11 protein-coding genes and 1 tRNA gene are annotated in these 14,316 nt (G+C 35.5%); 6 read left to right on the top strand and 6 right to left on the bottom strand.

Annotated features, from left to right (window positions below; all coding sequences use genetic code 11):
• Nucleotides 1-95 precede the first annotated feature (95 nt).
• Nucleotides 96-1,448, bottom strand: a complete 1,353-nt coding sequence (locus tag H3T80_RS09930; protein WP_110448735.1) for an Nramp family divalent metal transporter — start codon at nucleotides 1,446-1,448, stop codon at nucleotides 96-98.
• A 356-nt stretch (nucleotides 1,449-1,804) separates the two neighbouring features.
• On the opposite strand from H3T80_RS09930, the gene H3T80_RS09925 reads away from it, so the two are divergent.
• Nucleotides 1,805-2,356, top strand: a complete 552-nt coding sequence (locus H3T80_RS09925; RefSeq protein ID WP_110448736.1) for a DUF1440 domain-containing protein — start codon at nucleotides 1,805-1,807, stop codon at nucleotides 2,354-2,356.
• A gap of 74 nt (nucleotides 2,357-2,430) precedes the next feature.
• Here H3T80_RS09925 and H3T80_RS09920 read toward each other — a convergent pair whose 3' ends face one another.
• On the bottom strand, nucleotides 2,431-2,787 hold the full coding sequence (locus tag H3T80_RS09920; protein WP_198201577.1) for a hypothetical protein: 357 nt from the start codon (nucleotides 2,785-2,787) through the stop codon (nucleotides 2,431-2,433).
• 215 nt (nucleotides 2,788-3,002) lie between these two features.
• Between H3T80_RS09920 and metE the strand changes: the two genes are divergently transcribed.
• Nucleotides 3,003-5,276, top strand: coding sequence for a 5-methyltetrahydropteroyltriglutamate--homocysteine S-methyltransferase (metE, locus tag H3T80_RS09915; RefSeq protein WP_198201576.1), 2,274 nt, complete (start codon nucleotides 3,003-3,005; stop codon nucleotides 5,274-5,276).
• Between the two features lie 109 nt (nucleotides 5,277-5,385).
• Nucleotides 5,386-6,261: a methylenetetrahydrofolate reductase [NAD(P)H] gene (gene metF / locus H3T80_RS09910; RefSeq protein ID WP_198201575.1), complete on the top strand. Its 876-nt coding sequence runs from the start codon at nucleotides 5,386-5,388 to the stop codon at nucleotides 6,259-6,261.
• 41 nt (nucleotides 6,262-6,302) lie between these two features.
• On the opposite strand, the gene H3T80_RS09905 is transcribed toward metF, so the two are convergent.
• A tRNA-Met gene (locus H3T80_RS09905) sits at nucleotides 6,303-6,379 on the bottom strand.
• Between the two features lie 219 nt (nucleotides 6,380-6,598).
• Between H3T80_RS09905 and H3T80_RS09900 the strand changes: the two genes are divergently transcribed.
• On the top strand, nucleotides 6,599-7,018 hold the full coding sequence (locus H3T80_RS09900; protein WP_198201574.1) for a GFA family protein: 420 nt from the start codon (nucleotides 6,599-6,601) through the stop codon (nucleotides 7,016-7,018).
• A 51-nt stretch (nucleotides 7,019-7,069) separates the two neighbouring features.
• Here the strand turns inward: H3T80_RS09900 and carB are convergent, their stop codons facing one another.
• Nucleotides 7,070-10,285 carry a carbamoyl-phosphate synthase large subunit gene (gene carB, locus H3T80_RS09895; RefSeq protein ID WP_198201573.1) on the bottom strand — a complete coding sequence of 1,072 codons (3,216 nt, stop codon included), beginning with the start codon at nucleotides 10,283-10,285 and terminating at the stop codon, nucleotides 7,070-7,072.
• Between the two features lies 1 nt (nucleotide 10,286).
• On the bottom strand, nucleotides 10,287-11,447 hold the full coding sequence (carA, locus tag H3T80_RS09890) for a glutamine-hydrolyzing carbamoyl-phosphate synthase small subunit (RefSeq protein ID WP_198201572.1): 1,161 nt from the start codon (nucleotides 11,445-11,447) through the stop codon (nucleotides 10,287-10,289).
• Nucleotides 11,448-11,716: 269 nt separating this feature from the next.
• Here carA and argF point away from each other — a divergent pair, with 269 nt between their 5' ends.
• Both argF and H3T80_RS09880 read left to right on the top strand, forming a co-directional pair.
• Nucleotides 11,717-12,724: an ornithine carbamoyltransferase gene (argF, locus tag H3T80_RS09885; protein ID WP_086363536.1), complete on the top strand. Its 1,008-nt coding sequence runs from the start codon at nucleotides 11,717-11,719 to the stop codon at nucleotides 12,722-12,724.
• 102 nt (nucleotides 12,725-12,826) lie between these two features.
• Nucleotides 12,827-13,324 (top strand): phosphatidylglycerophosphatase A, encoded by a 498-nt coding sequence (locus H3T80_RS09880; protein WP_198201571.1) that lies wholly within the window; start codon nucleotides 12,827-12,829, stop codon nucleotides 13,322-13,324.
• A gap of 64 nt (nucleotides 13,325-13,388) precedes the next feature.
• Here H3T80_RS09880 and nadK read toward each other — a convergent pair whose 3' ends face one another.
• Complete coding sequence (nadK, locus tag H3T80_RS09875; RefSeq protein WP_086358329.1) at nucleotides 13,389-14,267, bottom strand: NAD(+) kinase; 879 nt, start codon at nucleotides 14,265-14,267, stop codon at nucleotides 13,389-13,391.
• Between the last annotated feature and the right edge of the window lie 49 nt (nucleotides 14,268-14,316).

The raw sequence follows: 14,316 nt of genomic DNA, 5'->3' as shown, positions 1-14,316 counted from the left end.
CGTCAATTGATAAGAAAAAAATAAACCATTGATAACAACTGAATCAATGGTTTTGACCAATCATTAGTTTATATATAAGTTGATGTTATAGTTAGTTAATATAATGAACTAATCACTTCATAAATTAGTTGTAAATTTAATATCACTAACGAAATAGTTGCTATCCAGCCTAAAATAGTAGTTAACTTACGGTTAACAAACTCCTGCATAATTTTTTTATTTGAAGTGACCCAAATTAAAGGCACCATGGATATCGGTAAAGCGATGCTCAAAAATACTTGAGTATAAATTAATAAATTTTCGACAATATTTTCTCTATCTCCCCAAATATAAATACATAAAATAACCGGAGTCACCGCCAATCCACGACTAATTATTCGTCTTGCCCAAAGAGGAATCGATAAATTGATAAATCCCTCCATAACGATTTGCCCTGTCAATGTACCCGTAATTGTTGCATTTTGACCGGATGCCAGTAATGCCACAGCAAATAAAGTAGCCATAACTGAACTCGCTACTGGCCCCACCATATGTGGGTCTTTCAAAGCATCATATAGCTGTGTAAATCGACCAAGATCATCGGGATTATTGCCATAAAAAAGGGCAGCACCAAGAATCAATAATAGACAATTGATGATGAACGAAAAGGATAACTGTATATTGGAATCAATGGTGGCATATTTAATTGCATCTTTTAGACTAGTTCGATTCTTTCTGTCATATTTTCTGGTTTGAACGATAGAAGAGTGTAGATATAAATTATGTGGCATAACAGTTGCACCAACAATGCCCAGCGCAATAACCAATGCTGAATCATGGCCTTTGATTGAGGCAGTAAAAATATCTGTTCGAGGAATAAAACCATTTATAATGTCACTGAATTCTGGAGATGCCCTTAACACTTCATAAGTGAAGATAATAAATATTGTCGCAATTAAACAAAAAACGATAGCTTCTATTTTTCTAAAACCAAAACGCATTAGAATTAACAAAATAACCACATCAAATACCGTTAATAAAACCCCAATTAATAATGGAATATCAAATAATAGGTTTAAGGCAACAGCACTACCAATTACTTCTGCAATTTCTGTGGCAATAATAGCTAATTCAGTGGATATCCATAAACAAAAAGCCACTTTTCTACCAACCATCGATTTAGTTGCTTGAGCAAGATCCATGCCTGTAACGATGCCTATTTTTACACACATCGCTTGTAACAACATGGCTATCAGGCTAGAAATTAATATTACTGATAATAGTAAATAACTATAAAGAGCCCCACCTTGAATTGAGGTTATCCAATTCCCAGGATCCATATAACCAACAGCAACTAAAGCCCCTGGTCCAGAAAAAGCCCACAGTTTGCGAAAAAAACCAGCATTAGGGTTGGGAATATGAACCGTATTATTAATCTCTTCAAGACTTACTGTAGATATTTTTAACATAATTAAAACCTCTAAATGGATATATCGGCATTATACATGATAATGAGAATCATTATCAATTAATAACAACTCATTTATGGTTATTTTTAAAAATTATGATGATAATGTGTATTATTTATATTTAAGCGTGTATATTATTTATTCAAGATTAGTTTATATAGGTATGGCTATGCCTATTATGACTGATTAAAGATACAGAAGTCCATCCCAAATCGTTATCAAAAAACTAAATAATATCGTTTTAGGTAACCGATTATTTTATAAAACAATCAGCAGTGTTAAGTGGCAGTAAACTGATCTAAATTATTGTCTATTCTCGTTTGAAAATCTATTTAATATAGTAAGGAATAAGTCACATGTTTGGAAATAAAACAAATCGTCAAATTATCATCTGGACAACAATTATTGGTGGTTTTATAAGTTCATTAGTAAAGTGGGGATCTGAAGTTAATATGCCCCCTCGAGTTCCTGGTGAAATTTCGCCACCAGCGGCACATATTGATGCTTGGCTTGGTTGGTTAGGCATCAATTCTCACTCGCTTGATTATATTTATCAAGGAACCAATGTTTTAGGTGCAGTCACTCTTTATCACTGGTTATTCAGTTTCGCTTTTGCTTTTGTTTATGTATTTATTGCTTATTTTTGGAATAAAATCCGACTTTGGTATGGGGCGTTTTATGGTCTAATTATTACCGTTGTCATGCACGGATTTTTAATTCCTTTATTAGGTTTCCGCCATCCTGCTTACGCACCAGAAGGAACAATTGGTTGGTTGTGGAATTTAAATGGCTATGAATTATGGAGTGAAATTCTAGGCCATATTTATTGGGGTGTTTCTATCGAGATCTGTATGATTGCAGTTCTAGCGCACTTTTCCAGACCAATCCGAGGCGAATGGCAAAAATAAATATTGTTTGCTCCCCTTCTATCCCAATCAAGATAGGAGGGTTTTGAATCTTAACTATATAAATTAATTATTAATCATATTTGTAAAATATTTAGATTAATCTTCTCTACTCTTTCCGCCTTTATATCACTAAGTTGTCGCTCAAGCCAGTGTGATTGACGAGCTTCCTTTGTCTTTTCCACCATGAAATTGTTTACCGGAATAAAAATAATAACCGCATACAATAAGCCAACCGCAAGATAATCAAACCAATGTTTACGTGACTTAAATAGGCAATACAGAATATTGACATTACAGTTAAAAAAGAAAAAAACGATAATAAAAAAGTTCAAAATCGACTGAGCAGTCACAACACCAAGATGGTCATTACCTAATGATGGACAGATCAATGTAAGTTCAAGAAAGTAAATTAAATAAAGAATAATACACATAGTAACTATTATTGATCATGTTCTAAAATTTATTATTATCTTATATGCCGTTATTAAATAAATATATCTAATTTTAATTTAGATAAAAATGCTAGATTATTTTGTTATAGTTAAAAACTATATCAATCCATAAAAAACTATAATTATTCAATAACAATTTTTTTTGTTATCTTTTTATCTACTAAAGAACTGCGATGAAATGAAAGGAAAATAAAATGAATACTGCTGTTATTGGATATCCACGTGTTGGTAAGCTTCGTGAATTAAAATTTGCTACCGAAGCTTATTTTAAAGGAAACAAAACTCAAGCTGAACTATTAAGTGAAGCAAAAGCGCTACGTGCAGAACATTTAAATCAACAAGCTGCTCAAAAAATAGCATTTATATCATCAAATGACTTCTCATTTTATGATGCAGTTCTCGACACAGCATGTTTACTAAATGTTGTACCAAAACGTTATCAAGATTTAGGTTTACCTGAACTCGATCGTTATTTTGCTATGGCTCGTGGTTATCAAGGCGATAAAGGTGATGTTCGCGCATTAGCTATGAAAAAATGGTTCAATACCAATTATCACTATCTTGTTCCTGAAATCGAAGATTCACTAGAAATAAAAATTGCCAGTAGCAAACCATTTGATGAATACCAAGAAGCAAAAGAACTCGGCATTCAAACTAAACCTGTTGTCATTGGTGCTTTAACCTTTTTCAAATTAGCTCAATACTTAGGTAGTAAGCAATTAGTTGATTTTAAAGCTGATATTATTAAAGCTTATCAAGAAATCATTCAAAAATTCACTGATCTTGGCACTGATTGGATTCAAATTGACGAACCAATTTTAGTGACTGATCTTACTCAACAAGATATCGAGTTATTTAACGAAATTTATCAAGCTATTTTATCTGTTAAAGGTAAAACTAAAGTCGTATTACAAACTTATTTTGGTGATGTACGTGACTGTTATAAAGAACTTGTTGCATTACCTTTTGATGGTGTTGGTCTTGATTTTGTTGAAGGTAAACAAACTTTAGCCTTACTTGAAAATAATGGCTTCCCTGCTGAAAAAGTATTATTTGCAGGTGTCGTTAATGGTAAAAATATTTGGAAAAATGATTACAAAAAAACTTTAACTTTATTAGCTAAAATTAAACAAAAAGCTGCAAACGTTGTGGTGAATACTTCATGCTCATTATTGCATGTACCTTATACATTACAAAATGAGACTAAATTAACTATTCAACAACGTGCTTATTTTGCTTTCGCTCAGGAAAAACTACAAGAGCTTGCTGAATTAGGCCAATTACTTAATGAAGCAAATCCAGATAATAATGCTGCTTATAAAGCGAACCAAACACTCTTTACCCGTGAGCGTGAAGGAGCTAACCAAGTAGTTCGTCAAAAAGTAGCAGCATTAAAAGAGTCTGATTTTACTCGTTTACCTGAGTTTTCAGTGCGTGAAGCTGAGCAGAAAAAAGCCTTTAATCTGCCATTATTACCGACTACAACAATTGGTTCATTCCCACAAACCCCAGATGTTCGTTTAAATCGAGCTAAATTTAAAAAGGGTGAAATTTGTTTAAATGAATATACCGAATTTAATAAACAAAAAATTGCTGAATGTATCAAACTGCAAGAAGAGATCGGTATTGATGTATTAGTTCACGGTGAATTTGAACGTAATGACATGGTGGAATACTTCGGTGAAAGCTTAAACGGATTCGTATTTACTGAAAAAGCGTGGGTACAATCTTATGGTACACGTTGCGTTAAGCCACCAATTGTTTGGGGTGATATTTCACGTTCAAAACCAATTACTGTTGAATATTCAAAATATGCACAAAGTTTAACTGATAAACCAGTTAAAGGCATGTTAACCGGCCCTGTGACTATCTTAAACTGGTCATTCCCTCGTGAAGATATCTCACAAAAAGAATCGGTATTCCAAATTGGTTTAGCGATCAGTGATGAAGTATTAGATCTTGAAGCGGCTGGTATCAAAGTCATTCAAATTGATGAAGCAGCATTAAAAGAAAAATTACCATTACGTAAAGCTGATTGGAATAGTGAATATCTAGATTGGGCAATTCCAGCGTTTAGATTGGTTCACAGCAAAGTACAAGCTGATACACAAATTCATACTCATATGTGTTATAGCGAATTTGCTGACATCATTAAAGATATCGATGCGATGGATGCTGATGTTATCTCATTTGAAGCATCACGCTCAAATCTACAATTAATTGATGTGCTTAAAGCTAATAACTTTAAAACAGAAGTGGGACCTGGTGTGTATGACATCCACTCACCACGCGTACCACCAGTAGCTGAAATCAAAGCAACTATTGAAAAATTATTAGCCAAAATTGATAACCAAAAATTGTGGATTAATCCAGACTGTGGTTTAAAAACTCGAGGTGAAAAAGAAGTAGTTGAAAGCTTAGAACACCTAGTTCAAGCAACCTTAGAAGTGAGAAAGACACTTAATTAACACTGTTTTTTATAAAGTTAATTAGCTTTGTCTGTCTTAATTACCGCCGCCTTTATAGGCGGCGGTAATGTCAGTAGAGTAAAAAAGATAGCAAGAATGGATGGTACCAATGAAAACAAATTTATTATTTAACCAAAAAACAGTATTTTCCTTTGAGGTTTTTCCACCTAAAAAAACGTCACCATTAGAGACAATTTATAGCACATTACGCGAATTAGGTTATTTTAAACCTGACTTTATTAGTGTCACTTATGGTGCCGGTGGTAGCTTAAATGGCCAAACTACAATTGATATTGCACATGCGGTTAAACATACTTATGGTATTGAAAGTGTCGCCCATTTACCAGGGATCAACTTCGACAAAGCCGAAATGCTAAAAATTCTTCATGACCTCAAATGTGCCGGAATTGATAATGTTTTAGCATTACGTGGTGATATCAGTCCCAATGTACCACCAAAAGATGATTTTCGTTTTGCTAGCGAATTAGTCACCTTTATTAAAGAAAATGGTGATTTTAATGTTATTGGCGCATGCTATCCAGAAGGGCATCTTGAAGCAACGACGCTTAAACAAGATTTAATCCATCTAAAAGAAAAAGTAAATGCCGGTACCGATCAGCTAATTTCACAACTATTTTTTGATAATGATTATTTTTATGCTTTTTTAGATAAAGCACATGACATGGATATTAATGTACCAATTGAAGCAGGTATTATGCCCGTTACCAATAAAAATCAGATTGAACGCATGGTTTCAATGTGTGGCGTAAATTTACCTAAAAAGTTCAAACAGATGATGGAAAAATATGAACATCACCCTGATGCATTTCGTGATGCTGGTATTGCTTATGCTATCGATCAGATTGTTGATTTAGTCTCACAAAATGTTGATGGCATCCATTTATACACAATGAACAATAGTTACATTGCTAGACGTATTAGCGAAGCAGTATCAACATTACTTGCTGTGCCAAAATCTGCATAATGATTAGTAATAAATAAAAGTGGGGAAAGATTTGGAGAAATTGGTTGCGGGGGCTGGATTTGAACCAACGACCTTCGGGTTATGAGCCCGACGAGCTACCAAGCTGCTCCACCCCGCGTCAAAGAGGTGGCTATATTATATCAATAAAATAATAAAGCAATACCTTACTAGTCTAACTGTCCTTTTTTTATACATTCCTTAACAAATAAAGACAATTTATATACTAGACGGTATACACTCCTCAATATTTTTTACAGCCAAACTTATTCTAGTTGATTATTCATTATGCTAATATTTAACCAATTAGCAAAATCATTAATTGGAAAAAGGAAAAAATATGTCTACTCAATATCATGGATCTTGTTTATGCGGAAAAGTAAAATTAGCGGTTCCGTTTGCTAATACACATTTAAGTGCATGTCATTGCCAAACTTGCCGTAAATGGAGTGCTGGGCCATTAATGACATTAGCACATAGTGGCGATATAACGATAGAAGGGCAAGAGAACATTAGTCATTTTAATTCATCACAATGGGCAGAAAGAACATTTTGCAAAGAGTGTGGTTCACATCTTTATTATCGTTTAAAAGATACACAAAATTACTATTTTGCTGCTTGGATCTTTGATGATATTAAAGATTTAGAATTTACTGCAGAAGTGTTTATCGATAAGAAACCAATTTGTTATGCTTTCGCTAATCCTACTCACAAACTAACCGAAGCGGATATCTTAGCGATGGTTGAAGCCAAGAGTTAAAAAATAAATTATGATCAATCAAAAAAGACGAGCTATAGCTCGTCTTTTTGCTTATTGATAAAGTGCCTGTAACGGTATCACACTATCAGCAGGATCGTAATCCAAAGCTGCTGTCGTAGCATAAGCTGCATTCATAGTCGTATCGTAATGGACTTTATATTGGATAGCACTACGGCGTAGGATTTTAGATGCTTCAATAGCTGCACGACCTGAGGTTGTGTTAAGAATATAACTGTACTCGCCATTTTTAATATGATCATGGATATTTGGCCGACCTTCATTCTCTTTTTTAACGATTTGACAGCTGATACCAGCTTGTTGTAACAGTTTGGCCGTACCCAAGGTTGCATCAATCGTAAAACCATGCGCAATTAAACGTTTAGCTACTTCTAATAGTCTTGATTTATCTTGTTCACGAACTGAAAGTAATGCTTTACCCGATTTTTTCATGTTAGATAAACTACCAAGTTGTGCTTTAGCAAAAGCTTCGGCAAACGTTTTACCAATTCCCATGACTTCACCGGTTGAGCGCATTTCAGGGCCTAAAATAGGATCGACACCACTAAACTTATTAAATGGTAATACCACTTCTTTAACTGAGTAATAAGGAGGCAGCACTTCTTTAGTCACATTCTGTTGTGCCAGCAATTTTCCTGTCATCACCCGAGCTGCAATTTTGGCCAATGGTAACCCTGTGGCTTTCGAGACAAAAGGTACCGTTCGTGCAGCCCGAGGATTAATTTCAATCAGATAAACTTGATTATCTTTTACGGCAAACTGTCCATTCATTAAACCTTTTACGTTTAACTCGAATGCTAACTGTTTAGCTTGTTTACGCAGTTCAGCTAGAATTTCAGGACTTAATGTATACGTTGGTAGCGAACAAGCGGAATCGCCAGAGTGAATACCAGCTTGTTCAATATGTTCCATAATGCCACCAATAATAATTTGTTCACCATCAGCAATGACATCAATATCCACCTCGATTGCATCATCTAAAAAGTGATCAAGTAGTACAGGCGCATTATTTGACTCACTCACCGCATTTTTAAAATAACGGCATAAATCTTGTTCATTGTAAACAATTTCCATTGCTCGACCGCCTAATACGTAAGAAGGACGAACCACTAATGGATAACCAATTTGCTCAGCTTTAATCACTGCTTCATCGAGATCTGTGACAGTAGCATTTACAGGTTGTTTTAACTGCAACTTATCAACGATAGCTTGGAAACGTTTGCGATCTTCAGCTTTATCAATAGCATCAGGTGACGTACCAATAATCGGTACGCCTGCTTGTTCAAGTGCTCGGGCAAGTTTAAGCGGCGTTTGACCGCCATACTGCACGATTACCCCATCAGGTTTTTCAACATAAGCTATTTCAAGTACATCCTCAAGAGTAACTGGCTCAAAATACAGACGATCCGAAGTATCGTAATCGGTTGAAACAGTTTCTGGATTACAATTTACCATAATGGTTTCAAAACCATCTTCACGTAAAGCCAATGCAGCATGCACACAGCAATAATCAAATTCAATGCCTTGACCAATTCGATTAGGCCCACCGCCCAAAATCATAATCTTTTTACGATTAAATTGTGGTTGTGCTTCACACTCTTGCTCATATGTTGAGTAAAGATAGGCTGTATCGGTTGAAAATTCAGCAGCACAAGTATCCACTCGTTTATAAACTGAGTGAATATCATATTGCCAACGTAGATCTCGCACTATTTGTTCTTGGCAACCTAGGAGTTTGGCGATACGAAGATCGGAAAATCCTTTGCGCTTAAGCTGCCATAATGCCTCTTGATCAAGATCTTCAATCGTTTGCTGTTTTAAGCGATTTTCTATTTGGACTAACTCTTCAATTTGTACTAAGAACCAACGATCAATATGGGTTAATAAAAAGATTTCATCCAGCGTGAAACCAGCACGAAACGCATCAGCTAGATACCAAATACGCTCACTACCAGCTTCCTGTAATTCATAACGAATTTTAGTTAGATTCTTTTCATCACTATAATCATCGATTTTTTCGTCCAACCCACTGGCACCAACTTCTAGACCTCGAAGTGCTTTTTGCATGGATTCTTGGAATGTTCGGCCAATGGCCATCACTTCACCAACTGATTTCATTTGAGTAGTTAAGCGATCATTACAGCCAGCAAATTTTTCAAAATTAAACCGTGGGATCTTAGTAACGACATAATCAATAGTAGGTTCGAAAGAAGCAGGTGTTTTTCCACCAGTAATATCATTGCAGAGTTCATCAAGTGTATAACCAACCGCTAATTTAGCCGCGATCTTAGCAATAGGAAAACCCGTTGCTTTAGATGCTAATGCTGAAGAACGCGATACCCGAGGATTCATTTCTATCACAATTAATCGACCTGTTTTTGGGTCAACCGAAAATTGAACATTTGAACCACCAGTTTCAACGCCTATCTCACGTAATACCGCAATTGAGGCATTACGCATAATTTGATACTCTTTATCTGTTAAGGTTTGTGCCGGTGCAACCGTGATTGAGTCGCCAGTGTGGATCCCCATAGGATCGAAATTTTCAATCGAACAAACAATAATACAATTATCGTTTTTATCCCGCACGACCTCCATTTCATACTCTTTCCATCCAATCAATGATTCATCAATAAGTAATTCATTAGTCGGTGATAAATCAAGTCCTCGAGTACATATTTCCTCAAATTCTTCTTGATTGTAAGCTATACCGCCACCGGTTCCCCCCATTGTAAAAGAAGGACGAATAATACAAGGAAAGCCGACTTGTTCTAATACCGCATAAGCTTCTGTTAATGAGTGAGCAATACCAGAACGAGCTGTATCAAGACCAATTTTTTTCATCGCCTGATCAAAGCGTTTGCGATCTTCCGCTTTATCAATCGCATCGGCAGTAGCACCAATCATTTCAACATTAAACTCTTTTAATACACCCTGTTTTTCAAGCTCTAATGCACAATTTAATGCCGTTTGCCCGCCCATTGTCGGTAAAATGGCATCAGGTCGCTCTTTCTCGATAATTTTGCGCACACATGTCCAGTGGATAGGTTCAATATAGGTAGCATCAGCCATTTCTGAATCGGTCATAATGGTTGCGGGATTCGAGTTAACTAAAATGACTCGATAGCCCTCTTCACGTAATGCTTTACATGCCTGAGCACCGGAATAATCAAATTCACAAGCTTGACCGATAACGATTGGCCCTGCGCCAATAATTAGAATACTTTTAATATCTGTTCGCTTAGCCATGTTATTGCTCCTGCTTATAAATTTTAATTAATTCAATAAAGTGATCAAAAAGTGGCGCAGCATCATGAGGCCCGGGACTTGCCTCTGGATGGCCCTGAAAACTAAATGCTGGTTTTTGATTGTGATGAATACCTTGTAATGAACCATCGAATAACGATTTATGTGTAGCTCGTAAATGATTAGGTAAGGAATTTTCATCGACAGCAAAGCCATGATTTTGCGCAGTAATCATTACCCTATTATTTTCCAGATCTTTAACTGGATGGTTACCACCATGGTGACCAAATTTCATTTTAATCGTTTTAGCACCACAGGCTAGCGCTAACAATTGGTGTCCCAAACAGATACCAAAAACAGGAATATCGGTAGTCAGAAACTGCTTAATCGCGTCAATAGCATAAGTACAAGGCGCCGGATCTCCTGGGCCATTTGATAAAAAGATACCATCCGGATTTAATGCCAGTACTTCATCTGCTGGCGTTTTAGCGGGAACAACAGTTAACTTACATCCACGCGCAACTAACATCCTTAAAATATTTTGTTTAACACCAAAGTCATAAGCAACAACATGGTAAGGTAGTTCACTTTCTGTTTTTGGGATTGGATACTCTTGTTGAATTGTCCATATACTGCTGGTCCATGTATAACTTTTACTGCACGTCACATCTTGAGCCAGATCTAAACCACTTAAACCCTTATAATCTACTGCCTGCTGTTTGGCATTTTCTGCTTTATCAAGTAAGGTCTGTTTATCATTTGCGGTAATAATCACGCCATGTTGTGCCCCTTTTTCACGTAAAATACGTGTTAAACGACGTGTATCAATATCTGCTATTGCAATCACATTATGTTTTTTTAAATAACTTGAAAGATCCATTTCGCTGCGATAATTACTTACGATTAATGGTAAATCTCGAATAATCAATCCTTTTGCATAAACTTGCGTTGATTCGGCATCAGCACTATTGGTACCAACATTACCAATATGCGGATACGTTAATGTCACTATTTGTTCACAATATGAAGGATCAGTAAGAATTTCTTGATACCCTGTCATAGAAGTATTAAATACAACTTCACCAACAGTTTGGCCTTCAGCACCAATTGATTTACCAATAAATTGTGAACCATCTTGTAAAATAAGGAGGGCATAAGTTTGCATGATTAAACGACCTTTTGATTAAAAAATCAATAATTATGAATAAAAATTCAATTAATTGTTTTCTAAAGAGACAATATTTGGCCATTTTATTACAATTTTTTAAACAAAAAAAGCGATATTATAAAAAATAATTAAACAATAAAGTCTAATTTTTTAGACTATTCCATAATTTAACACCAATATCACATAAATATGAAATGTTTAACTTGAAATTGCATAATTATTCAAATAAAATCTTAATAATTTTTTACGGCTATTAGGAGCTCTGTATGCACGGTTTTTATCAACGTCATTTTTTACGTTTACTTGACTTTACTCCAGCAGAAATCAATCAATTGATTAATCTAGCTATTGAATTAAAAAAAGCCAAAAAACAAGGTACCGAAAAACAACATTTAGTCGGTAAAAATATTGCGCTTATTTTTGAAAAAGACTCAACTCGCACTCGTTGTGCATTTGAAGTTGGTGCATTTGATCAAGGTGCACAAGTTACCTATTTAGGGCCAAGTGGCAGCCAAATTGGACACAAAGAATCAATTGCGGACACGGCTCGAGTATTAGGCAGAATGTATGATGGCATTGAATACCGTGGCTATGGGCAAGAAATTGTTGAAACCTTAGCTAAATATTCTGGTGTTCCGGTTTGGAATGGTTTAACCACTGAAGCACATCCAACTCAAATTTTAGCTGATTTTATGACCATGCAAGAACATATTGGTGAGCGAGCATTAAGCAGTGTTAAATTTGCTTATTTAGGTGATGCCCGTAATAACATGGGTAACTCATTAATGGAAGGTGCTGCACTTATGGGCATGGAAATTCGTTTGGTGGCCCCTAAAGCTTGTCAGCCAGAAGCAGAATTGGTACAAAAATGTCAAGAAATAGCTAAAACGACTGGCGCAAAAATCATTTTAACGCAAGACGTTGCTGATGGTGTTAAAGATGTGGATTTTCTATATACCGATGTTTGGGTATCGATGGGCGAACCAAAAGAAGTTTGGGACGAAAGAGTCAAATTATTAACGCCATATCAAGTAAATCAGGATGTCATCAATTTAACTGGTAATCCAGAAGTCAAATTTATGCACTGTTTACCAGCATTTCATGATATGAATACCACTGTTGGTAAACAAATGGCAGCTCAGTATGGTTTAAAAAATGGTTTAGAAGTCACAGATGAAGTCTTTGAATCTAAACATAGCATCGTTTTTGATGAAGCTGAAAACCGCTTGCATACGATTAAAGCAGTAATGGTTGCAACGTTAGCTAAAGACTAATAATATATTTGATTATCATCATTGCTTGCTTAGCTTAACTTGGCTAAGAAACTTTTTGCCGACCTAATGTCGGCATAATTTTATCAAAAGATTTTTATCATAATGACTAAAAAACAGCGCAATAAAGATTTTAGAAAGTACCTTAAGCTAACTAATCCCATTCACTTTTTGGCTGTTGGCTTAGGTAGTGGTTTATCGCCAATCATGCCGGGTACTATGGGATCATTAATGGCGATCCCATTATGGCTGTTATTCTACGGTTTAACGCCAACGTTATATTGGGTGTTTATTTTAGTAACCTTTATTTTTGGTTGTTTTGTTTGCCAAAAAACTTCAGATGATACTCATACTCATGATTCAGGCCATATTGTCTGGGATGAATTTGTCGGTATGTGGATAACTTTATTTTTTATTCCACAGATTTCGATTTTATGGGTAACGATTGCTTTTGTTGCATTTAGAATCTTTGATATGGCCAAACCTTGGCCAATCCGTTGGTTTGATAAACGCGTACCAGGGGGATTTGGCATTATGGTTGATGATGTGATCGCGGCAATCTTTTCATCATTATCGGTTTATCTTTTAACCTTTATCATTTAAAGATAAATCTATCTTTAAATGATAATTTCAATATGAAAATAAGGGTTACTTAGCATAGCAACCCTTAAAACATTTTTTGTGACCATCCTAACTTACTCGATAAATTATTAAAATAATCATAGTCTTTAGTATGGATTAAATTAAATTCATAATTGGAGCGACGGATTATCACATCTTGGGTTGGCCTAACCGGTAAAATAATTTGGCTATCACAAGCTATATTAAGATCCAAAGCGGTAGTTGGAAATTTAAGATGAATAGGATCATCACTCTTAATCACTAAAGGTCTAACTGCCAAAGAGTGTGGAAACATTGGCGTAATAATTAACGCATCTAAATGTGGCGCCAGTATTGGCCCGCCAGCAGAAAGTGAATAAGCGGTCGAACCTGTCGGCGTGGCAATAATTAAACCATCAGCACGTTGTGAGAAAGCATTACGCTCATTGATATACACATCATAATCAATCATATGCGCAACAGTATTGGGGGTAACCACAATTTCGTTTACCGCAAAACCAGAATTAATCAATTGACCATCACTATAGATAGATACTTCTAGTAAAAATCGTGAATCTTCGTCATATTCACCTTTAATAACCGGTGTTAATTGTTCGATGACATGGTCGTGAGAAATATCAGTTAAAAAACCTAAATTACCTCGATTCACCCCAATTACTTTGATTTTATAGTGTGATAAGTGACGAGCGGAACGTAACATATTACCGTCACCCCCCACCACAATGGCTAAATCTGCTTGTTCACCAATAGTATCGAGAGATGCATAGACATTGCTAGGTAATTTAATATATTGAGCTAATCGATCTTCTACTAAAACTTCAATACCTAAGTTAACTAGCCAGTCATAAAGTACCTGATGAGTTTCTATCGCCTCTAACTTACGTGGAATCCCAACCAAACCAATACATTTAAATGGTCTACCCATAAAATATCCTTGTTCATTTTTGACTTAAGTATCATTATTTTTTAGTTAT

The sequence above is a fragment of the Gilliamella sp. W8145 genome, from assembly GCF_016101145.1.
GTDB classification, from domain to species: domain Bacteria; phylum Pseudomonadota; class Gammaproteobacteria; order Enterobacterales; family Orbaceae; genus Gilliamella; species Gilliamella apis_A.
This window is presented reverse-complemented; position numbering and strand designations above follow the sequence as displayed.